At 69.6% G+C, this 22,585-nt stretch carries 13 protein-coding genes, 3 tRNA genes and 1 pseudogene; 10 read left to right on the top strand and 7 right to left on the bottom strand.

Features of this window, described 5'->3' with window-relative positions:
- The first annotated feature begins 111 nt into the window (after nucleotides 1–111).
- Nucleotides 112–9,546 carry a type I polyketide synthase gene (locus tag FQ137_RS12875; RefSeq protein ID WP_149293017.1) on the top strand — a complete coding sequence of 3,145 codons (9,435 nt, stop codon included), beginning with the start codon at nucleotides 112–114 and terminating at the stop codon, nucleotides 9,544–9,546.
- Nucleotides 9,543–10,040 (top strand): holo-ACP synthase, encoded by a 498-nt coding sequence (locus tag FQ137_RS12880; protein WP_149293018.1) that lies wholly within the window; start codon nucleotides 9,543–9,545, stop codon nucleotides 10,038–10,040. Before FQ137_RS12875 ends, FQ137_RS12880 begins: the two co-directional genes overlap by 4 nt.
- Before the next feature lie 73 nt (nucleotides 10,041–10,113).
- On the opposite strand, the gene FQ137_RS12885 is transcribed toward FQ137_RS12880, so the two are convergent.
- On the bottom strand, nucleotides 10,114–10,884 hold the full coding sequence (locus tag FQ137_RS12885) for a TetR/AcrR family transcriptional regulator (RefSeq protein WP_149293019.1): 771 nt from the start codon (nucleotides 10,882–10,884) through the stop codon (nucleotides 10,114–10,116).
- A gap of 8 nt (nucleotides 10,885–10,892) precedes the next feature.
- The gene (locus tag FQ137_RS12890) at nucleotides 10,893–11,399 is read right to left on the bottom strand and encodes a peroxiredoxin (protein WP_149293020.1); all 507 of its coding nucleotides are present in this window, start codon (nucleotides 11,397–11,399) and stop codon (nucleotides 10,893–10,895) included.
- Nucleotides 11,400–11,549: 150 nt separating this feature from the next.
- Between FQ137_RS12890 and FQ137_RS12895 the strand changes: the two genes are divergently transcribed.
- The gene (locus tag FQ137_RS12895) at nucleotides 11,550–11,825 is read left to right on the top strand and encodes a DUF3618 domain-containing protein (RefSeq protein WP_149293021.1); all 276 of its coding nucleotides are present in this window, start codon (nucleotides 11,550–11,552) and stop codon (nucleotides 11,823–11,825) included.
- Between the two features lie 211 nt (nucleotides 11,826–12,036).
- Here the strand turns inward: FQ137_RS12895 and FQ137_RS12900 are convergent.
- Nucleotides 12,037–12,109: transfer RNA gene (locus tag FQ137_RS12900), tRNA-Lys, on the bottom strand.
- A gap of 201 nt (nucleotides 12,110–12,310) precedes the next feature.
- Here FQ137_RS12900 and FQ137_RS12905 point away from each other — a divergent pair.
- Entirely contained in the window at nucleotides 12,311–13,543 is a 1,233-nt protein-coding gene (locus tag FQ137_RS12905) for an Ig-like domain-containing protein (RefSeq protein WP_188065023.1), read from the top strand.
- A 9-nt stretch (nucleotides 13,544–13,552) separates the two neighbouring features.
- Entirely contained in the window at nucleotides 13,553–13,747 is a 195-nt protein-coding gene (locus FQ137_RS12910; protein ID WP_149293022.1) for a hypothetical protein, read from the top strand.
- A 450-nt stretch (nucleotides 13,748–14,197) separates the two neighbouring features.
- Here FQ137_RS12910 and FQ137_RS12915 read toward each other — a convergent pair.
- Nucleotides 14,198–14,270: transfer RNA gene (locus FQ137_RS12915), tRNA-His, on the bottom strand.
- A 73-nt stretch (nucleotides 14,271–14,343) separates the two neighbouring features.
- Nucleotides 14,344–15,000: an oligoribonuclease gene (gene orn / locus FQ137_RS12920; RefSeq protein ID WP_255584297.1), complete on the bottom strand. Its 657-nt coding sequence runs from the start codon at nucleotides 14,998–15,000 to the stop codon at nucleotides 14,344–14,346.
- 54 nt (nucleotides 15,001–15,054) lie between these two features.
- Here orn and FQ137_RS12925 point away from each other — a divergent pair, with 54 nt between their 5' ends.
- Complete coding sequence (locus tag FQ137_RS12925) at nucleotides 15,055–16,650, top strand: helicase HerA-like domain-containing protein (RefSeq protein WP_149293024.1); 1,596 nt, start codon at nucleotides 15,055–15,057, stop codon at nucleotides 16,648–16,650.
- Nucleotides 16,651–16,663: 13 nt separating this feature from the next.
- On the opposite strand, the gene cmrA is transcribed toward FQ137_RS12925, so the two are convergent.
- A complete protein-coding gene (cmrA, locus tag FQ137_RS12930) occupies nucleotides 16,664–17,482 on the bottom strand; it encodes a mycolate reductase (protein ID WP_149293025.1) in 819 nt (272 codons plus the stop codon).
- 149 nt (nucleotides 17,483–17,631) lie between these two features.
- On the opposite strand from cmrA, the pseudogene FQ137_RS15450 reads away from it, so the two are divergent.
- A pseudogene (locus FQ137_RS15450) lies at nucleotides 17,632–17,754 on the top strand (LLM class F420-dependent oxidoreductase); the annotation flags it as partial.
- A 138-nt stretch (nucleotides 17,755–17,892) separates the two neighbouring features.
- On the opposite strand, the gene FQ137_RS12940 reads toward FQ137_RS15450, so the two are convergent.
- Nucleotides 17,893–17,965 (bottom strand) — tRNA-Arg (locus FQ137_RS12940).
- A 108-nt stretch (nucleotides 17,966–18,073) separates the two neighbouring features.
- Between FQ137_RS12940 and FQ137_RS12945 the strand changes: the two genes are divergently transcribed.
- From FQ137_RS12945 to ettA, 3 genes are all read left to right on the top strand, one after another.
- Nucleotides 18,074–20,104, top strand: a complete 2,031-nt coding sequence (locus FQ137_RS12945; RefSeq protein ID WP_149293026.1) for a cytochrome c oxidase assembly protein — start codon at nucleotides 18,074–18,076, stop codon at nucleotides 20,102–20,104.
- Between the two features lie 166 nt (nucleotides 20,105–20,270).
- Nucleotides 20,271–20,780, top strand: a complete 510-nt coding sequence (locus FQ137_RS12950) for a single-stranded DNA-binding protein (protein ID WP_149293027.1) — start codon at nucleotides 20,271–20,273, stop codon at nucleotides 20,778–20,780.
- Between the two features lie 125 nt (nucleotides 20,781–20,905).
- Nucleotides 20,906–22,579: an energy-dependent translational throttle protein EttA gene (ettA, locus tag FQ137_RS12955; RefSeq protein WP_149293028.1), complete on the top strand. Its 1,674-nt coding sequence runs from the start codon at nucleotides 20,906–20,908 to the stop codon at nucleotides 22,577–22,579.
- Nucleotides 22,580–22,585: the final 6 nt, after the last annotated feature.

A 22,585-nucleotide genomic window follows, 5' to 3' on the forward strand; every position in this document is an offset into this window, starting at 1 on the left:
TCCGCTCAAGCTGAGGGCTCCCTCAAGTTCGTGTGGCAATCTGTGCGCTGCGCCGAAACCGCTGGCCGGTTGACGCGATGCCCCTGACGCAGTGCCCAAGGAGTTCCACACGTGACGATCGACGACCGCGACCTCACCCCCCGCCCGCTTGACACCGGGTTCGCCGCCCGTAGCGGCGCCCGCGCTCTCGCGGACGAACTGCGTGAGGGCACGGCCTACGCGCTCGCCTTCGGCGGACAAGGCATCGCCTGGCGCGACGCACTGAGCGATCTCATCGACGGCACCGGAATCGGCCCCGAGCTCCAGGATCTCGTCGACGCCTCCGTCGCGCTGACCGAGCCCGTCCACGACGAGATGGCCGTGGTCCGTACCCATGGCTTCCGCCCCATCGAGTGGGCAAACACCACCACAGGTGAGGATGAGGACGGCGCGGACCTGCCGGACGACGCCTCGCTTTCCGCTGCGGCGGTATCCCTACCGGCCGTGCTACTCACCCAGATGGGCGCCCTGCGCGCACTGGCCGCCGAGGGCCTTGACGTCAACGACACTGCCCCCGCGGCCGTGGTCGGCCACTCCCAGGGCGTCCTCGCCCTGGAGTCGGTGGAGACCTTCGGGTCGATTGACGACCGGCTGCTTGCCGTCGCCGAGCTCATCGGTGCCGCCGCCACCCTGGTCGGGCGGCGCGTCGGTCTGTTCCGTCGGGGCGACGCGAGCCCCATGGTGGGTGTGTCGGGGATAGACGGCGAGGGCCTGCGCACGCTGGTCGACGAACTTTTCGGCGACGTCGACGCCTCGATTCGTCCCACGGTGTCCATCAAGAACGCGCAACGCCGCCACGTCGTGGTCGGCCGGCCCGACGACCTCGAGGAGTTGCGTCGTCATTGCGCCGACCTCGAGGCCGAGTCGCGTCGTCGCCGCGAGGCCAAGCTCACCGGTGGCGAGATCTTCGCTCCCGTCTTCGATCCCCTGGACGTCGAAGTGGGCTTCCATCACCCGGCGATGGCGCCGGCGGTCGACGTGGTGACCCGCTGGGCGGAGCTCTGCGGCCTGGACGCGGAACGCGCCACCCACCTCGCCCGTCAGGTCTTCGCCGAGCCGGTCGACTGGGTCGAGGAGATGGCCGGGACGCTGCACACCGGCGCCCAGTGGATCCTCGACATGGGCCCGGGGGAGGCGCTGACCCGCCTCAACCGCTCCGTGATCCGCGGCCAGGGCGTGGGCGTGGTCGCCGCCGCCACCCGTGGTGGCCTGCGCAATCTGTTCACCCCGGGTGCGACCCCGCCGATCGAGCGTCCGTGGACCGCGTTCCAGCCGCAGCTGGTCACCCTGCCCGACGGCAGCGTCCACGTCGAGACCTCCTTCACCCGCCTCACCGGCTGCTCTCCGATCCTGCTGGCCGGCATGACGCCGACCACCGTCGACCCCGCGATCGTCGCCGCCGCGGCCAACGCCGGGCACTGGGCCGAGCTCGCCGGTGGCGGCCAGGTCACCGAGGCGATCTTCGCCGAGAACACCCAGCGACTGACCGAACTCCTGGAGCCCGGTCGCAGCGCCCAATTCAACTCACTGTTCCTCGACCCGTACCTGTGGAAGCTCCAGGTCGGTGGCAAGCGCCTCGTCCAGCGCGCCCGCGCCGCCGGCGTGCCGTTCGACGGCGTGATCGTCACTGCCGGAATCCCCGAGCTCGACGAGTCGGTGGCCCTCATCGAGGAGCTGACCGAGGCCGGCCTGAGGCATGTGAGCTTCAAGCCGGGCACCGTTGCCCAGATCCGTCAGGTCGTGCGCATTGCCGCCGAGGTACCGCACATGCCGGTGATCGTCCAGGTCGAGGGCGGCCGCGCCGGCGGCCACCACTCGTGGGAGGACCTCGACGCCCTCCTGCTGTCGACTTACGCGATGCTGCGCGAGCGGCCGAACGTGGTCCTGTGCGTCGGTGGAGGCATCGGCACGCCCGAGCGTGCGGCCGACTACCTCACCGGCTCGTGGGCCAACGCCCACGGCTACCCGGCCATGCCCGTGGACGGCATTCTCGTGGGCACCGCCGCGATGGCCACCCTCGAGGCCACCACCAGCCCCCAGGTCAAGCAGATGCTCGTCGACACCGTGGGCGTCGACGCCTGGGTGGGAGCGGGCCAGGCGGAGGGCGGGATGGCCTCCGGCCGCAGCCAGCTCGGTGCGGACATCCACGAGATCGACAACACCGCCGCCCGCACCGGGCGCTTGCTCGACGAGGTCGCCGGTGACGCCGAGGCTGTGGCCGCCCGCCGCGACGAGATCATCGCCGCCATCAATGGCACCGCCAAGCCCTACTTCGGCGACCTCGACTCGATGACCTATGAGCAGTGGCTCCGGCGCTTCGTCGAACTCTCGCTCGCCCCCGGTGTCTCCGTCGACGGTTCGACCACCCACACCACGGATGACTTCGACCTGGGCGCCGACTTCGGCGGTGACGTGGCCGATTGCACCCGCTCGGTGTGGCTCGATCCCACCATCCGCGAGCGCTTCCACCGCATGGTGCAGCGCACCGAGGCCCGACTCGACGCCGCAGACACCGGCCGCATCGTTTCCGCGTTCCCCCGCATAGAGATGATGGAGCGTCCGGCCGAGGTCATCGCCACGCTCACCGCTCGGTACCCCGAGCTTGCCGACGCCGTGCTGCACCCGGCCGACGCCGTCGAGTTCCTCGACATCTGCCGCATGCCGGGCAAGCCCGTACCGTTCGTCCCCGTCGTCGACGGCGATGTGCGCCGCTGGTGGCGTTCGGACTCCCTGTGGCAGGCCCACGACCCGCGCTACGACGCCGATGCCGTGTGCATCATTCCCGGCACGACCGCCGTCGCCGGTATCAACCGCGTCGACGAGCCGGTCGGCGACCTCCTCGACCGCTTCGAGGCCGCCACCGTGGAGCGGGTGTCCGGTTACATGCCCTCCGCCGAGGCCGTGAGCAGCCGCCGTCGCGGCACCGTGACCACCGCCACCGGGCCCGTTGCCGACGTGCTCAACAGCCCCGACGTCACCTGGGCCGGCCGCCTCGTCGTGAGCCCCGTCCACCGCCTCGGCGTACTCCACGCCTGGGAGATCGACGCCGACGGCATCGGCCGCCACTCGGTGTCCGGCGCCGTCCTCACCCCGGCTGCCGACGGACAGACCGTCGACCTGACGGTGCCCATCGGCCCGACCGAGATGACCATCACCATGACCCTCGGCGACGTGGCCACCGGCGCCGCCCCGATCGTCACGGATGAGGCGGCCGAAGCCGCCATGCGCACCCTGCTGGCCACCGCCGCCGGCGTGGGACGCGGCGGTGCAGGTGGGGCCGCGATCGCCGAGCTGCCGCAGGTCCGCGACGGCGTGGCCACGGCTGCCTTCACGTTCGAGCCGACCCTGGCCATCGACCACACGGGCGTCACCGCGGGCACGCTGCCCACCTCGCTCGTGCCGTCCGCCGGCGTCCCGGACGCCCTGGTGGGCGCCGCGTGGCCTGCCGTCTTCGCCGTGCTCGGCGAGACGCACCGCCCGCGTGGAAACGGGACGGTCGTCGAGGGACTGCTCGATCTCGTCCACCTGGACCACGGCGTCCGCATGCACGCGGCGCTGCCGGAGCAGGAGACCGACCTCGTCGTCGTCGCCCGGTCCAGCGGCGTCCGAGACACCGACCTCGGTCGGGTGGTCGAGGTGTCGGTTGATGTCGCCACCGAGGCCGCCGACGGCTCCCGCACCCCGCTGTGCACCCTGTCCGAGCGGTTCGCGATCCGCGGCCGCACCGGTCGCGCCGAGGTGGGCGATCCCCGCCCGGCGGGCGGCGCACTGGTCACCCGGTCCGGCGCCGTCGTGGAGCCCGCCGAGACGTCACGCCAGCAGCGCGTGTCCACCACGCTCACCGCCCCGCACGACATGACGGCGTTCGCGCTGGTCTCCGGCGATCACAATCCGATTCACGTCTCCGACACCGCGGCCGAGTTGGCCGGGCTGGGTGGCGTGATCGTCCACGGCATGTGGCTCTCGGCCGCCGCACAGCACGCGGTGCAGGCCTCCGACGGCAAGACTCCCGCGCTGCGGATCTCCGGCTGGACCGCCCGCATGCTCGCCCCGGTCCGCCCGGGCGACCACATCACCGTCCGCGCCGTCCAGACCGGCCGCCACGCCGGTGGCCAGGTCCTCGAGGTGACGTGCACGGTCGACGGCGCCACCGTCATGGCCGCCACCGCGCTGACAGAGGCCCCGCGCACGGTCTACGCCTTCCCCGGCCAGGGCATCCAGGCCAAGGGGATGGGCATGGAGGGCCGCACCCGCTGCCCGGCGGCCCGCGAGATCTGGGACCGTGCCGACAAGCACACCCGCGAGGCCCTGGGCTTCTCGATCTTGGCGCTCGTCCGCGAGAACCCCACCGAGGTCACCGTCCGCGGTGAGGTCCACCGGCATCCCGACGGCGTGCTCTACCTGACGCAGTTCACCCAGGTCGCCATGGCCTGCCTGGCGGTGGCGCAGCGCGCCGAGCTCGAGGCCGACGGCCTGCTCGTCGACGATGCGTACTTCGCGGGTCACTCGATCGGCGAGTACGACGCCCTGGCCGCCATCTCCGGCGTGCTGGAGCTCGAGCCGCTGCTGGAGATCGTCTTCCAGCGCGGGTCGACCATGCACCAGCTGGTGCCGCGTGACGCGCAGGGCCGTTCTGATTACCGCATGGCCGCCATTCGCCCGTCCCAGATGGGGATCTCGGACGACGAGATCGCCGACTGGGTGGCCGATGTCGCCCGCGAGTCCGGCGAGTTCATCGAGATCGTCAACTACAACCTCGCGGGGTCGCAGTACGCGCTCGCCGGCACCGTCGCCGGCTGCGCCGCGCTGGAGAAGGCCGTGGAGCGCGAGCTCGCGGTCTCGGGCGGCAAGAACGCCTTCATCCTGGTGCCCGGCATCGACGTGCCGTTCCACTCCACCGTCCTGCGTGGCGGCGTCCCGGACTTCCGGGCCACCCTCGACGCGCTGATCCCGCACGACATCGACATCTCGGTGCTCGTGGGCCGCTACGTGCCGAACCTCGTGCCGCGCCTGTTCAGCCTCGAGCGCGACTTCGTTCAGGAGATCGCTGATCTCGTGCCGGCCGAATCGCTGGCCGAGGTCCTCGCGAACTGGGACGAGTGGGCCGCCACCCCCACGCGACTCGGTCGCCTGCTGCTTGTGGAGTTGCTGGCCTGGCAGTTCGCCAGCCCGGTCCGGTGGATCGAGACCCAGGAGCTGTTCTTCACGCCCGTAGAGCGTGGCGGACTCGGCATCGAGTGCTTCATCGAGGTCGGTGTGGCCAACGCCCCGACCGTGGCGAACCTCGCCTCCAAGACCCTCGACCTGCCCACGCACCGGGGCCCGCGCGCCCAGGTGATCAACATCGAGCGCGACTCGGCGACGCTGTACGGCACCCTGCCGCCCAGCGTGGAGGTCGACGACGACGAGGTAGGCGCCGGCGACGGCTCCGCCTCCACCCCGGTTGCCGATCAGGCAGCCCCCACAGACCCCGCACCGGCCGTCAACACCCCCGGCACGGCCGGTGCGGACCGATCAGAATCTGCGGCCCCGGCCGCAGCCGCACCCGGTGCACCCCGCCCGGACGATCTCGACTTCGGCGCGCCCGCCGCCACCCGCATTCTGGTGGCGCTGCGCACCAAGGTCCGTCCCGAGCAGATCGCGTCCGGCGACTCCATCGAGACCCTGTGCGACGGCGTGTCCTCGCGCCGCAACCAGCTGCTGCTGGACCTGGGCACCGAGCTGAGCTTGGGTGCCATCGACGGCGCCGCCGAAGCGGACTTCCCGACCCTGGCCGACCAGGTTTCGCGACTGGCTCGCGGGTACGCCCCGTTCGGTCCAGTCCTGTCCGACGCGGTCGGCGAGGCGCTGCGCGCGGTCCTCGGGCGAACCGGCAAGCGGGCCGCCTACATCACCGAGCGCGTGACCGGCCCCTGGGAGCTCGGTCCCGGCTGGGCGCAGCACGTGATCGCCGAGATCGCGCTGGGCACCCGTGACGGTGCTTCGATCCGTGGCGGTGACCTGGCCACCCTGGACGCCTCAGGCGTCAAGGACGTGGCCGGCCTGGACTCGCTCATCGACGCTGCCGTGTCGGCCGTAGGTGCCGCGCACGGTGTGTCCGTCGCGATGCCATCGTCCGGCGCCGGAGGCGGGGGAGTCGTCGACTCCGCCGCCCTCACCGAGTTCGCCGACGAGATCACCGGTGCCGACGGTGTCCTGGCCCGCGCCGCACGCGGCGTGCTCACCCGACTCGGACACCTCGAGCCCGAGGCCGTCGACCTGCTCGCCGAAGCCGACCCGGACTCCGAGTTGGCGGACCTCGTGGCCGCCGAACTCGGCGCCGACTGGCGTCGCGTGGTGGCCCCGGCCTTCGACGCGGGCCGCGCGGTCCTCATGGACGACCGCTGGGCCTCGGCCCGCGAGGACCTGGCCCGCTTGTGGACCCGGTCCGACGTACCCGCCGACGCGGCGGACGCCTTCTGCGGTGCCGGTGAGATCGTCGCCGAGCAGGCTCGCTGGTGGGCGGCCCGGGCGACCGATGCCCGCCGCGACGCCCTCGCGAGCGCCTACCGGGAGATCTCGGAGGCCGCAGCCGAGCAGTTCGTAGGCGAGTACGCGGGTGACGTCGCCGTCGTCACGGGCGCCGGCAAGGGATCCATCGCCGCCGCCGTCACCGGACGCCTCCTGGCGGGCGGAGCCACCGTGGTGGCCACCACCTCCAACCTGGACCAGTCCAAGCTGGCGTTCTTCAAGGACCTGTATCGCAGCAACGCCCGCGGTGACGCGGCGCTGTGGGTCCTGCCGGCCAACCTGACGTCCTACTCGGACGTCGACGCGCTGGTGGAGTGGGTCGGGTCCGAGCACGCCGAGTCGGCCGGTGGCCAGACCACCGTGCTCAAGCCGGCGCTGACCCCGACGCTGCTGTTCCCGTTCGCGGCACCCCGCGTCCAGGGCTCGATGGCCGACGCCGGTCCGCGCGCCGAGACCGAGATGCGCGTCCTGCTGTGGGGCGTGGAGAAGCTCGTCGCCGGGCTCGGCGCGATCGGGGCCGACACCGACGTCGACTCCCGCCTGCACGTGGTCCTGCCGGGCTCGCCCAACCGCGGCATGTTCGGCGGCGACGGCGCCTACGGCGAGGCCAAGGCCGCGCTCGACGCCATGATCGCCAAGTGGGGCTCGGAGAAGTCCTGGTCGGAGCGCGTGACGTTCGTCCACGCGATCATCGGCTGGGTCCGCGGCACCGGACTCATGGGCCACAACGACCCGCTCGTCGAGGCCGTCGAGGCTGCGGGCGTGTCCACCTGGTCGACGGCCGAGATGGCCGCCGAGCTGCTGCGTTGGTGCACCCCTGACTTCCGTTCCGCGGCCGGTGACGCCCCCGTCACCGTCGACCTCACCGGCGGACTCGGCACCGCCGACCTGGATATGTCCGCCCTCGCGGCGGACCGCCCGGCCGCCGGCACCGAGGCCTCGACAGAGGACGCCGCGGGCACGATCGCCGCGCTGCCCTCGCTGCCGACGGTCACCGTCGACGAACGTCCCGAGTGGGGCGAGGTCACCCAGCAGCTCGAGGACATGGTCGTGATGGTGGGCGCCGGCGAGGTCGGCCCCTACGGCAGCGCCCGCACCCGCTTCGAGGTGGAGACCACCGGAGACCTCACCGCCGCCGGAGTGGTCGAGCTGGCCTGGTCCACCGGGCTCATCACCTGGGAGGACTCGCCGCGCGCCGGGTGGACCGTCACCGAGTCCGGTGACCCGATCGACGAGGCCGACATCGCCGAGCGTTTCCACGACGAGGTCCTCGCCCGGGTGGGCGTGCGCACCTACGCCGACGACTCGCGCGCGGAGATGTTCGCGGGCACCTCGCCGCAGCTCACCTCGGTGTTCCTCCCGGAGGACCTGTCCTTCGTGGTGGACGACGAGGCCCAGGCCCGCGCCTACCAGTCCGACGACCCGGAAAACACCGTCGTCACCCGCAGCGAGGACGGTGAGTGGACGGTCACCCGCAAGGCCGGCACCGAGATCCGGGTGCCGCGCCGCGCGACGCTCACCCGGGTGGTCGGCGGGCAGATCCCCACCGGCTTCGATCCGACGGCATGGGGCATCCCCGCCGACATGGTCTCCGGCATCGACCGGGTGGCGGCGTGGAACCTGGTTGCCACCGTGGACGCCTTCATCTCCTCGGGCTTCACCCCGGCGGAGCTGCTGGCCCACGTCCACCCGGCCGACGTCGCCAACACGCAGGGCACTGGCATGGGGGGCATGACCAGCATGCGCTCGCTGTACATCGACGGCATCCTCGGCCGCAGCCGTGCCAACGACACGCTGCAGGAGGCGCTGCCCAATGTGGTGGCCGCGCACGTCATGCAGTCCTACGTCGGTGGATACGGCTCGATGGTCCACCCGGTGGCGGCCTGCGCCACCACCGCGGTGAGCGTCGAGGAGGGCTTCGACAAGATCCGCGCCGGCAAGGCCGAGTTCGTGGTGGCCGGCGGGTTCGACGACCTGTCCACCGAGGGCATCCAGGGCTTCGCCGATATGTCCGCGACCGCCGACTCCGCGGCCATGGCGGCCAAGGGGATCGACGAGCGGCACTACAGCCGGGCCAACGACCGGCGGCGCGGCGGGTTCGTCGAGTCGCAGGGTGGCGGCACGATCCTGCTGGCGCGCGGTGACGTCGCGGCCCGCATGGGCCTGCCGGTCACGGGTGTCGTGGCCTGGGCCGGGTCGTACGCGGACGGTGCGCACACCTCCATCCCGGCCCCCGGCCTGGGTGCGCTGGGTGCCGGTCGCGGTGGGCGCCGCTCGCCGCTGGCCCGCGGGCTCGCCCAGCTCGGCCTGACCGCCGACGACGTGGCCGTGGTGAGCAAGCACGACACCTCGACCAAGGCCAACGACCCCAACGAGTCCGACCTCCACGAGCGGCTCGCCGCCGCGATCGGTCGGTCGGAGGGCAACCCGCTGTTCGTGGTGTCGCAGAAGTCGCTCACCGGGCACGCCAAGGGTGGCGCGGCGGCGTTCCAGCTCATCGGTCTGACCCAGATGCTGCGGTCGGGCACCCTGCCGCCGAACCGGGCGCTGGACTGCGTCGACGACGTGCTCGACCGGCACCGGCACCTGGTGTGGCTGCGGGAGACCCTGCAGCTGGGCGGTGACCTGCCGCTCAAGGCCGGTCTGCTCACCTCGCTGGGCTTCGGACACGTCTCGGGCCTCATCGCCGTCGCCCACCCGGAGGCCTTCCACCGGGCGGTCGCCGCGGAGTACGGGCAGGACGAGGCCGAGCGCATCCGCGAGGCCGGCCTGCGGCGCGAGCGTGAGGGCGCCCGTCGTCTGACCGACGCCATCCATGGCGGGGAGGCGCTCTACGCCCGCCCCGAGGCGCGTCGACTGGGCGAAGGGTCGGCCGACGAGGTCAAGGAGCGTGAGGCCGCGGTCCTGCTGGATCCGGCCGCGCGTCTCGACGCCGACGGCGTCCTCGCGGCTGCCGGATACCCGGACACCGGGACCGCGGAGATCTCCGGGCGGTGACGACCGGGGTGAGAGGCGTCGGGGTCGACATCGTTGACCTCGGCGCCTTCGCCGCGTCGCTGGCCGAACCGGGGACGCGCCTCACCAGGGCCTTCTCGGCCACCGAGCGCAGGCAGTGTCGGGAACGTGCCGAGTCCCGCGGGGCCGTGCCGGGAGAGGCGACGTCGTCGTCCCTGGCGGCCGGTCCCGCCCGCCTCGACGACCCGCTGACCCGTCACCTCGCTGCCCGCTGGGCGGCTAAGGAGGCAGTGGTCAAGGCGTGGTCGGCGGCGCTGTACGGTGCGCCGCCACCTATCCCTCCGGACCTGCTGCGGTGGGCGGAGATCGAGACGGTGTGTGATGCCTGGGGACGGCCCACGGTGAGGCTCGGCGGAGAGGTGGCCCGGTACGTGTCCTCGACCGTGGGCGAGGGCGCGCGGTGGAACGTCTCACTGAGTCACGATGGTGGGTCGGCGATCGCGTTCGTCATCCTCGAGGGCCCGGCCGCGGGGTAGCGGTCGCCAACGAGTGTGCCGCAATGCGGTGCGCCCCGAGCCGATGCCCGCCCGCCGGGCCCGACTGCCTGGATCAGTCCGCCTGGGCTTCCTTTTCCGCCAGCCACAGGTAGGCGGTGAGCATCCGCTTGAGTTCGGTGACGGTGGCGTCGTGGATGTCCTCGCCGCCCGCCGAGCCGACGCCCGCGCTGGAGGAGACGACGCCACCGTCGCTGATGCCGGCGTTGGTGACGGGGCTGGCGCTCACCGAGAAGTTGAGCATCGAGTACGACACGTGCACGAGCACCTCGGCCATGAACGCCCGACGCTCACGCTCGGTGGCGGGCATGAGCGGGGCAAGGACGCTGGCGATCATCCGGGCGATCTCGCGTTCGTTCACGGCCGCCGTGGCGCGGGTGGCAGGGGTGGCCTGGGTGGCCAGCCAGACCGCTCGCCGGGAGGGATCTCGCAACCACAGGTCGGCCAGGTGGTCGAGGAAATCGTTGAGCAACTCCGGCCAGTCCAACGCCGGGATCTTCTGCGCGAACCGCTCGACTTCCTCGATCACGCCGTGGGCGTCCTGGCGATCCAACTCGCAGACGAGCACATACTTGTTGGCGAAGAACTGGTAGAGCGTCCCGATCGGTACCCCCGCACGCGAGGCGACCTCCTCGCAGGTGAACGAGTCGAAGCCCTCCTCGACGAGCACTTCCCGGGCGGACGAGAGCAGTGCCTGGAACTTCCTCCGGCTGCGTTCCTGAATGGGACGGCGGCGGGGGACCAGGATGTTCGGTTCGTCCTGGACGGCCTCATCGCCGGGATCCCGTGTCTGCTCGTGGGCGCCCTCGGGCGATTCGTTGGTCATGGGTGAGGTCAGCCCTCCACGGGTTCGGACTCTGGCAGCTCGATTCCGAGCATCTTGGCGACCATCGCCACGTGGCCCTTCGCCCGGACGTTGTACCGGGCCAGGGACACAGTGCCGTCGGGCTCTACGACGAAGGTCGAGCGGATCACGCCCATCACGGTCTTGCCGTAGTTCTTCTTCTCGCCGTAGGCGCCCCACGCGGCGAGCATCGTCTTGTCCGGGTCGGACAGGAGCGGGAACGTGATGCCGTGCTTGTCGCGGAACCGCTGGAGCTTCTCTGGGGCGTCGGGGGAGACGCCCACGACTCCGAGGCCGGCGTTGGCCAATTCCTGCAGCGCGTTCTCGAAGTCCACGGTCTCCGTGGTGCAGCCCGGCGTCATCGCGGCCGGGTAGACGTACAGCAGGACCCTCCCGTGCTCCGCGAGGAGCCCCTCGAGCGACGTGGGCGTCCCGTCGGCGTCGGGGAGGGTGAAGGCGGGGGCCGTCTGGCCCACCTCGAGCCGTGGTGCGGTCACCGGTGCTCCTGGGGGTCGAGTCGGGGCGTCGGACTCTTTCAACCTATCCGATGCTTCGGCGCACGGCGCGGATCCACTCCGGGTGCAGTAGCGTGGGCGGGGTCAAGAACCCGCGGGATACCCCGCGGACGAGCGATCGACGGAGGTCTCGTGTCCAGGAGTTACGACAGCATCGAAGGCGACATCGCCAAGGCGCGTGACGATCTCGCGACGACCTTGGACGAGATCATCGACCGGGTCAACCCCAAGAACCTCGCGGCCGAAGGCAAGGAGCGCGCCACCGCTGCCCTCAAGGACCCGCGCGTCCTTGCGGTGCTCGGGGGTATCGCAACGCTGGTCGTGGGCGGGATAACCGTGTCTATGGTCAACAAGCGCAAGGAACGTCAGCGCATCGAGGCCTACCTGGCGGCCCGTCGGGCCCTCTGAGGCGACCGCAGGTTCGTCCGTCGGAGCTGTTGCCCAGCGCCAGAGAGCGTTCCGCGCACCCCACCACCTGGGACGTGCGCGGGACGCTCTTCTTTTTCCCTTGACGCCATCCGGCGACTCGTCGGCCAGCTCTCAGCGGACGACCCGGCACGCGGGGAACTCTCGGCCGACAAAAAGGTCCCGGGTCGTGGACCCGGGACCTTCTCTTATGTGCGCCATCAGGGACTCGAACCCCGAACCCGCTGATTAAGAGTCAGCTGCTCTGCCAATTGAGCTAATGGCGCTTGCTTGGTGCGAGAGAAACAGTAACAGCAGCCGCGTCAGATCACGAAATCGCCTGGTCGGGAGGGGTGAACCGGGGTTGAAGTCGCTACCGCCCCAGGTCATTCGATATGGAGCGCGGGCATGTGACCAGGCATACTGAGGAGGACATCCCCTCGGTCGTGGCCGCGGCCGGGAGGAAGCGAAGTCGGAAGGGGCCATTGGTGAACGTCAGCACAACGGATCGGACGGGGCGGCGAACGACCGGAATCCGGTCGAGGGCCCGACTCGGACTGGCCGTGGTGTTCACCGGGGCCCTCCTCCTCACCGGCTGCACCATCGGCGACGGCGGGGCGCAGGGGAGCCAGGTCGCGGAGGAGACCGCGGACCCGTCTGCCGTGATCGACCTGTCGGTCGCGGACGGCGCCACCGACGCCAACCCAGCTGAGCCCGTGGTGGTCAGCGCCGAGGGCGGCAGGTTCGACTCGGTCGTCGTGCGCAATCCCGAGGGCGTGCAGGTCCAGGGTGAATTCAACCCCGACCTCACGGAGTGGCGGACCACCGAGGACCTCGGGTACGGCCGGCAGTACACGCTGGAATCGACCGCAACTGACGAGGCCGGCCTGGTCACCCGCAGGAGCGCCACCTTCACCACGCTGACGCCGGAGATCATGACGGCGGCGTACCTGACCACGGGCGAGGGGTCTGTGGTGGGGATCGGCCAGCCGGTCGCGGTGATGTTTGACGAGCCGATCGCGGATCGTCGCGCGGCTCAGGACAACATCCACATCAAGACCGAGCCCGAGGTCGAAGGCGCGTTCTACTGGGTTTCGAACCAGGAGGTCCGCTGGCGTCCGGCCGAGTACTGGGCCCCCGGCACCAAGATCGACGTCAACGTCGACATCTACGGCGAGGACCTCGGCGGCGGGATGTACGGGCAGCAGGACGCCCACAGTGCCTTCGAGATCGGCGACGCCGTGATCTCGAGGGTGGATGATTCCACCAAGCAGATCGTGGTCGAGCGCAACGGTGAAGTCATCAAAACCATGCCCACCTCGATGGGCAAGGCCGGTACCCCGACCCCCAACGGGGTCTACGTCATCGGGGAGAAGCACGCCTCGATGATTATGGACTCCTCAACCTACGGAGTCCCCGCGGACTCGGCCGACGGCTACCGGACACCGGTGCAGTACGCGACCCGGATGTCCTACAGCGGCATCTTCCTCCACGCCGCGCCGTGGTCGGTGTGGGCGCAGGGCAGCCAGAACACGAGCCATGGTTGTCTCAACGTCACCACCGGCGACGCGAAGTGGTTTTACGACAATGCCAAGCGAGGCGACATCTTCGAGGTATCCGGAACCGTAGGCGACACGCTGCCGGGCTGGGATGGTCTGGGCGACTGGAACGTCCCGTGGGAGACCTGGAAGGCCGGCAACGCCGACCGGGGCGCGTCCTGATCCGTGGACATGACCAGGCTCGGCCTGTGGATCGGCATCGGTGTGGGCCTCGGGGTTGCCGTCGGGGTCGTCTTGGGCAACATCTCCCTGGGTGTGGCGTTGGGGCCGGCGATCGGCGTCGTGGTCTGGGCGATCGAGTCGGCAGGCCGTAAGAATCGCCCGCCGGATGTTTCGGACGATGCGGACGGTCCCCGCTCGGACTGACGGCCATCGGCTGTCGTGCACGAGCGACCTCATGACCTCGCGCGCGAGGTCAGCAACATCACCGACCTGGCCCACGGCCGCCGGCTCACCCCGGCCGCCGTGGGCTGGTCTCGTTCACCCGTGCACCGCACGCAGATCGCGGGTGGGGCCGCACCAAACGGTGGGAGTGCTGGGGTGTGACGGATTCGTGCCCGCATCGGCGGGCGTGGGTGAGGACGCGTGGCTATCGAGGTCGATGACGACGATCGAGGCTCCACCTGGATTCGTGTGCAGGCTCTGGGCGGGCGCTTCGACGCCACGCTGACGCCGATGACGGGTCGGAGATCTTGCTCGACGGATTGGTCGACTGGGCCGAGCAGTAGCGCAACCGCTGGTAACCGTCGGCGGGGCAACGCCTGTCCGCGCGATGAAAGCAGGGCCCGGACCGTGAGGTCCGGGCCCTGCGCTAGGGGTGGCTGACGGGGCTCGAACCCGCGACATCCAGAATCACAATCTGGTGCTCTACCAGCTGAACTACAGCCACCACCGCCGCCCTCGCGGACAGCGCTCACGACTTTACCCCGTCGATACCGTCGCCGGGAAATCGGCAGGTCGGCTCAGTTGATGGCGGGCAGTTCCGCGGCGGCCCGCTTGACGTCGTCGCTGGTCGGGCCGGGGTGTGGCACGAAGGCGGTGGCGCGGTAGTACTCGAGCTCGCGGATCGACTCCTTGATGTCAGCCAGCGCGCGGTGTGACATGCCCTTCTCTGGCTGGCCGAAGTAGATGCGCGGGTACCAGCGGCGGCACAGCTCTTTGATGGAGCTGACGTCGATCATCCGGTAGTGCAGGTAGGCGTTCAGCTCGGGCATATCGCGGGCGAGGAACGCGCGGTCCGTTCCGATCGAGTTGCCCGCCAGGGGAGCCGATCCGGACACCGGGACCCACTCGCGGATGTAGGCCAGGACCAGTTTCTCGGCCTCGGCGATCGTCATCGTCGATTCGCGGATCTCCTCGGTCAGGCCGGACGAGGCGTGCATGTCGCGCACGACCGGGACCATCGCGTCGAGCGCGGCGTCGGAGGCGTGAATGACGATGTCGATCCCGTCACCGAGAACGTTGAGCTCGGAGTCGGTCACCAGTGCGGCGATCTCCACCAGCGCGTCGGACGAAGTGTCGAGGCCGGTCATCTCGCAGTCGATCCAGACAATCCGGTCGTTCTTGGACTCCTGGTGTGGCGTCGGCGCGGGCGTCGGAACAGTGGTCGGATCTGGCATCATTCGACTATATCGCCGTCCACCGGCACCCCCGTCGTCCAAGGAGAGCAGCGCATGACGCAGAACACCGCTCAGCAGGAGATCGCCGCCGGATACGCCACCGACTCGCCGGCGATCACCCTGGGGGCGGTGATGGTCGACGGGACACCCGACCCCAGTGCGCGGGTGGCTCTTCCCCTGTCGATGGTCAACCGGCACGGCCTCATCGCCGGCGCTACCGGAACGGGAAAGACCAAGACGGTTCAGTTGTTGGTGGAGCAGTTGTCGTCGGCGGGTGTCCCCGTCGTCGTCGCCGACATCAAGGGGGACCTCTCCGGCTTGGCCGCGCCAGGGGAGAACAGCCCCAAGGTCACCGACCGTGCCGAGCGCGCGGGCGTCGACTGGGCGCCGGAGAGTTTCCCCGTGGAGTTCCTCTCGCTGGGCACAGGGGGCATCGGCGTGCCGGTCCGCGCGACGATCAGCGACTTCGGGCCCATCCTGCTGTCCAAGGTGCTGGGCCTCAACGCCACCCAGGAGTCGACGCTAGGCCTGATCTTTTACTGGGCCGACCAGCAGGGGCTCGAACTGTTCGACCTCAAGGATCTGCGCGCCGTGATCGCGCACCTCACCAGCGACGAGGGCAAGGCCGACCTCAAGGGCATCGGCGGCGTGTCCTCGGCGACGGCCGGAGTGATCCTGCGCGCCCTGGTCACCCTCGAGGCGGCGGGGGGTGACACGTTCTTCGGCGACCCCGCCCTCGATCCGGCGGACCTCATGCGCACCGTCGACGGACGTGGCGTCGTGACGGCCATCGAGTTGGGGGGAGAGGCCGCCAGGCCTGCGCTGTTCTCGACGTTCCTCATGTGGATCCTGGCGGAGCTGTTCCAGGAGCTGCCCGAAAAGGGCGACGTGGACACGCCGGAGCTGGTGTTTATCTTCGACGAGGCGCACCTGCTGTTCTCGGACGCGTCTAAGGCGTTCCTCGAGCAGGTGGTGCAGACGGTCAAGCTCATCCGCTCCAAGGGGGTGGGCGTGTACTTCTGCTCGCAGCAGCCCACCGACATCCCGTCGGAGGTGCTTTCGCAGCTCGGCGCGCGCGTCCAGCACGCACTGCGGGCGTTCACCCCGGAAGACCAGGCGGCGCTGTCGAAGACAGTGCGGACGTACCCGAAATCGGAGGTATACGACATTGAGTCGGCCCTGACGTCACTGGGCACGGGTGAGGCGATCGTCACGGTGCTGTCCGAGCGCGGCGCCCCGACCCCGGTGGCGTGGACGCTCATGGCCCCGCCCCGTTCGCTCATGGACACCATCGGCACCGACGCGATCACCGAGATGGCCCGCGGCTCCGAGTTGTACGCCAAGTACGGCGAGACGGTGGATCCGGTGTCGGCGTTCGAGAAGTTGGAGGAGAAGGCGCGCGCCGCCGAGCAGGCTCAAGTCGGTGCTGAGGAGGCTGCCCTTCAGGCGGATCTGGCGCGCGAGGAGTCGCGACAGCAGGCCCGCGGCGGCAGCGGCGGTGTCGGCGTTCGACGTGACGACGATGAGGGATTCGTCGCCCAGACCCTGAGCAACCCCGCCGTGCGCAGTTTCATGCGGTCGGCGGCGTCGGCGGCGGGCCGGGAGCTCACCCGCAGCCTTTTCGGGACGCGCTCGCGTCGGCGTCGCTGACCCCCGACGCGGGTCAGACCTGGGACTGTCCCTCGCCGAGCTTGGCGTAGAACTTGCCGACGATGGGCGCCATGATCCCGCGCGGTGTGTAATTGCCGGCCACCGACATCGCCTGGCTCAGCGGCCCGGGAACGATCCGCATCTTGTTGCGGGCCAGCGCGTCGAGTGAGACACGGGCGGTGTACTCGGTGTCCACCCATAGACGATCAGGAACCAGGCGGTCGACGAAGGTTTTTTCCTCCTCGACGATCTCCTCGGTACGCACCGGGCCCGGCGCCAGCAGCGTGACGTTGACGCCGGAGCCCTTGAGTTCGCCGCGCAGAGACTCGGAAAACGTGTTGAGGAACGCCTTGGACGCGGCGTAGGTGGCGTTGTTGGGGATCGGCATGTTTCCGGCCGCCGAGCCCACGTTGAGGATCGCGCCTGAGCGCCGCTCGACCATCCCCGGCAGCACCGCGAGCACGAGATCGTGGCACGCGACCGCGTTGACCTGCACCTGGTGCTTCTCGTACTCGGGATCTAGGGAGGCGACCGGACCGAAGGTGGCGATGCCCGCGTTGTTGCACAGGACCGAGATCTCGCGCCCGGCCAGCTCGTCCAGCAGCGGCTGCCGTGCTGCGGGGTCGGCGAGGTCGCACGCGCGGACCTCCACGCTCACCCCGAATTCGCCCTCGAGCCGTGACTTGAGCTCCTGCAGCACGGCTTCGCGACGGGCCACCACGATCAGCGAATGCCCACGACGGGCGAGTTCGGTGGCCAGGGCCATTCCGATCCCGGAGGAGGCGCCGGTGACGACTGCTCGGTTCGACGCGGTGGGCGTGGGCAGGGACATGGGGCTCCTCGGGTCTTCCGCTCGGTGCGCCCGCCGATAGCGGGTGTGGCAGCGCTGACCTTACCCGCGTGATGCCCGCCGGAGCACGGCCGAGTCCCAGCTTGAGCAGCAAGAGGAGCAGCACGATGCCGCCCCCGTCAGAGAAAGTGTGGAGTGTGGTCGGGGCCGTCGCGCACGTCAAGGATCGAGTCGACCTGTGCACCTACGTCACCTGTCCGGTCCTGCGGTACCACCCGGCGGTTGTTGCACAGAAGGCGGCGACCGTGCAGGTGCGGCCGTACGGGGGCCGGATACACCGACACCGCCCTGATCCAGATCGGCGACTCGCGCTGGACCAGTTCCGCGCGGAGGCGGCCGAACCTTCGCTGGCACGGCTGCGGAAGGCCGCGGGCTGACACGGTGCCGATCGGCGCCCCCGAGAGGATTCGAACCCCTGACCAGCCGGGTAGAAACCGGATGCTCTATCCACTGAGCTACGGAGGCCTGCGACGCGCGCGTCCGGCGTCGCCGGGAGAATGGTAGCCGATCCGGGGGGTGGGTCGGACAGTGGCGAATCTGCCCGGGGACGCTCGGGTTCCTACGATAGAGGTTATGACGTCGTCGAAGACCGCCCTTGCCACCGCCGGTCGGTTCGGAACCCGCAACATTGTTGCCCTGGTCTTGCTCTTGGCGGCGGTGGCGGCGGGGGTGGTCATCCCGCTGTCGGCCATGTCCGCCGAGCTGGCGCTCGAGCTGGTCGGTGTGCCCGACCCGGGCCCGATCACCACGGCGGGTCTACCGGTACTGCGGTCCATCGGCGAACTCCTCGCCGCCATCGCGGTGGGTGCAGCGCTGTTCGCAGCGTTCTTCACTCCTCCGCAGAAGGACAAGACCCTCGACGTCGACGGCTACCGCATGCAGCAGCTCTCCTCATGGGTGAACATCGCTTGGGCGGTTGCCGCGGCCCTACTCATTCCGCTGACGCTTTCGGACGTCTCCGGGCGTACGTTCTGGGAGTCGCTGCCGCCGGACCAGTGGCTGGTGGCGATCAACCAGATTGACGTCGCGTCATCCTGGCGCTGGGCCGCGATCATCGCTCTGGTAGCCGGCATCGGGCAGCGGCTCACGCTGAGCTGGCGGTGGTCGGTCATCTGGCTGGCAGTCTCCGCGCTCTCGCTCCTCCCGGTGGCGGCCACGGGCCACGCGTCGGGCAGCACCGCGCACGACATCGCCACCAACTCGCTGATCATCCACCTGTTCGGTGCCGCGTTCTACGTCGGTGGGCTCGTCGCCCTGATCGTGCACACGTGGCGCGGCGGCTCCCGCGTCGCCTTGGCCCTGCGCCGCTATTCGGTGGTCGCGACGGTCGCGATCGTCGCGCTTGGCTTCACGGGCGTCATCAACGCGATCGTGCGCCTGCACCCCGCCGACCTTTTCACCTCCACCTACGGTTTGCTGGTGGTGTCCAAGGCATTGGTGCTGTGCCTACTGGCACTGTTCGGTCTGGCGATTCGCCGCCGAGTGATCGCCAAGATCGAGTCGACGGGTGCCAATGCGCCGGTCGACAGGCCGACCCTGCTGCGGATCATCCTGGTGGAAGCGATGGTCATGGCGGGCACGCTGGGTCTGTCTGTCTCGCTCGGCCGCACGCCGCCGCCCGCACCGCTGTACGTCCCCACGCGTCAGGAGGCGCTGCTCGGTTTCGAATTGCCCGGCCCCTTCGCGTTCAGCACCGTGTTCGGCACGTGGCGGTTCGACATGGTGCTGGGCCTTGCTTCGGTCATCCTGTTGGGCCTGTACGTCTGGGGGCTCGTGCAGCTGCGCCGTCGCGGCATTTCGTGGCCGGCCAGCCGCACCGCCTTCTGGGTGTCGGGCTGCGTGATCCTGTTCCTCACCACCAGCTCCGGGATGGGGATGTACATGATGGCGGACTTCGCCAGCCACATGGTGGGTCACATGCTCGTCTCGATGCTGGTGCCGGTGATGCTGGCGCTCGGCGGCCCGTTCACGCTCGCACTGCGCGCACTGCCGGCCGCCGGTCGGGGCAACCCGCCGGGGCCCCGCGAGTGGCTGGTGGAGTTCATCAACAACCCCCTTTCGCGCTTCCTCACCCACCCGGTCGTGGCGTCGGTGCAGTTCGTGGCTGGTTTCTACCTCATTTACTTCGGCGGGTTCTATCAGACGCTCGCTTCCGAGCACATGGGCCACATGTTCATGAACGTGCACTTCCTCATCAGCGGTTACCTCTTCTACTGGGTGATCATCGGCGTGGATGCCGCGCCGCGGCACTTCTCGCCGATGTACAAGCTCATGGTGCTGTTGGGCTCGCTGCCGTTCCACGCGTTCTTCGGCATCCTGCTCATGAACTACCCCAGCGTCCTGGCCGAGAGATGGTATTCGGGGATCGGCTTGCCGTGGATCCCGGACCTGCTGCAGAGCCAGCGGGTAGGCGGCGGCGTCGCGTGGGCGGCGGGGGAGATCCCTCTGGTGATCGTCATGCTGGCTCTGGCGTGGCAGTGGTACCAGAGCGACATGCGTGAGGCCCGGCGCGGGGAGCGGCAGGCCGAGCGAGATGACGACGCCGAGCTCAAGGCGTATAACGAGATGCTCCGCGAGATGTCCCGCGCCGATCGTCGACACTGACACCGCGCTCCTCGTCGTCCGATTGAACGCTGTTCTCCACACCCCGCCACCTCTCCACAGTGCGGCCACGACGGGCGGTGAGGGCGAAGGGTGACGACGACGAGCTGGGGCACGCTCGGGTCACGAGGCCGACGCACGGTCGGCCGAACGTGACAGGAGTTAGCCCATGAACGAGACTCACACGACCGTCCGCGGAACGGTAATCACCGACCCCACCACCCGGCGGGTGGGCGACGACCAGGTCTTCACCTTTCGGGTGGCCAGCAACAGCCGCTACCAGGATCGCCTCTCGGGGGAGTGGAAGACCGGCGGCACGCTGTATTTCTCCGCCAACTGCTGGGGCAGGCTGGCACAACGGGCGTCCGGCGCGATCTGCAAGGGCGACGGGGTGATCCTCCACGGCCGGTTGCTCACCAACGAGTACGAGCGTGACGGCCGACTCATGCGTGACCTGGAGATGCGGGTCAGCGCCGTGGGGCCGGACCTGTCCCGCATGGACGTCACGGTTCGCCGGGCAAAGACGGATGCGCCGGTCGAGGGGCCGGGCGCCGATGGGGGTGGTCCGCAGGACGTGGGCGGGGGCGAGGACGCGATGGACATCGGGTCGCGGGACTCACAGGCGGCGGAGTCCGAGCCGAGCGATGAGGGCGAGTTCGTGGGGGCGGCCGGAGCCTGATGCGGCGGGACGTGGGGGCGGCGTCCAACGCGGGCGCCGGGGCCGCGGGCGGACACGTAACATGGGGGTCGTGCCCGCGGCCCACCCGCGGCGATGTGAACTATTTGCGCAGGTGAGAGGGTAGAATGGCCGAGTTTATCTACACGATGAAGAAGGTACGTAAGGCGCACGGGGACAAGGTGATCCTCGATGACGTCACGATGTCCTTCTACCCCGGTGCGAAGATCGGCGTCGTGGGCCCCAACGGCGCCGGCAAGTCCTCCATCCTCAAGATCATGGCCGGGATCGATCAGCCCTCCAACGGCGAGGCGTTCCTCGACCCGGAGGCCACTGTCGGCATCCTGCTGCAGGAGCCTGAGCTCGATCCGGACAAGACCGTCAAGGAGAACGTCGAGGACGGACTCGGCGAGACGATGGTGCAGCTGCGCCGGTACAACGAGGTCGCCGAGGAGATGGCGACCAACTACACCGACGAGCTCATGGAGGAAATGGGTCGGCTGCAGGAGCAGCTCGACGCCGTGGACGCCTGGGATGTCGACTCGCAGATCGAGCAGGCCATGGATGCCCTGCGCTGCCCGCCGGGCGATTCGCCGGTGACCAACCTGTCCGGCGGCGAGATGCGTCGCGTGGCGCTCTGCAAGCTTCTGTTGAGCAAGCCTGACCTGCTGCTGCTCGACGAGCCCACAAACCACCTGGACGCTGAGTCCGTGCTGTGGCTCGAGCAGCACCTGGCCGCCTATCCCGGCGCCGTCCTGGCAGTCACACACGACCGGTACTTCCTTGACCACGTTGCGGAGTGGATCTGCGAGGTCGACCGCGGCCAGTTGCACCCCTACGAGGGCAACTACTCCACCTACCTGGAGAAGAAAGCCGAGCGCCTGGAGGTCCAAGGCAAGAAGGACCAGAAGCTGCAGAAGCGTCTCAAGGCCGAGCTCGAGTGGGTGCGCTCCGGCGCCAAGGCCCGGCAGAGTAAGTCCAAGGCCCGTCTGGCCAAGTACGAGGAGATGGCCGCGGAGGCCGAGAAGCACCGCAAGCTCGATTTCGAAGAGATCCAGATCCCCACGCCGCCGCGCCTCGGCAACGTGGTGGTGGAGGTCGAGAACCTGCACAAGGGCTTCGACGGCCGCGTCCTCATCAAGGACCTGTCGTTCACCCTTCCGCGAAACGGCATCGTCGGCGTGATCGGTCCCAACGGTGTCGGTAAGACGACACTGTTCAAGACCATCGTGGGCCTCGAGGAGCCGGATTCCGGCACTGTCAAGGTGGGCGACACCGTCAAGCTCAGTTACGTGGACCAGAACCGCGCGAACATCGACCCGGAGAAATCGGTGTGGGAGGTCGTCTCCGAGGGCAACGACTACATCGAGGTCGGCCAGAACGAGATGCCCTCGCGCGCCTACGTCAGCGCCTTCGGCTTCAAGGGGCCGGACCAGCAGAAGAAGGCTGGCGTCCTGTCCGGTGGTGAGCGCAACCGTCTCAACCTGGCGCTGACCCTCAAGGTTGGCGGCAACCTGATCCTCCTGGACGAGCCGACCAACGACCTCGACACCGAGACGCTGGGCAGCCTGGAGAACGCACTCGAGGACTTCCCGGGTTGCGCCGTCGTCATCTCGCACGACCGGTGGTTCCTGGACCGCACTTGTACCCACATCCTCGCCTGGGAGGGCAACGTGGCCGAGGGGCAGTGGTACTGGTTCGAGGGCAACTTCGAGGGCTACGAGAAGAACAAGGTCGAGCGTCTCGGCGCCGACGCGGCCCGCCCGCACCGGGTCACGCACCGCAAACTCACGAGGGACTGACCGACG

It is taken from the genome of Dietzia sp. ANT_WB102, assembly GCF_008369165.1.
Lineage (GTDB): Bacteria > Actinomycetota > Actinomycetes > Mycobacteriales > Mycobacteriaceae > Dietzia.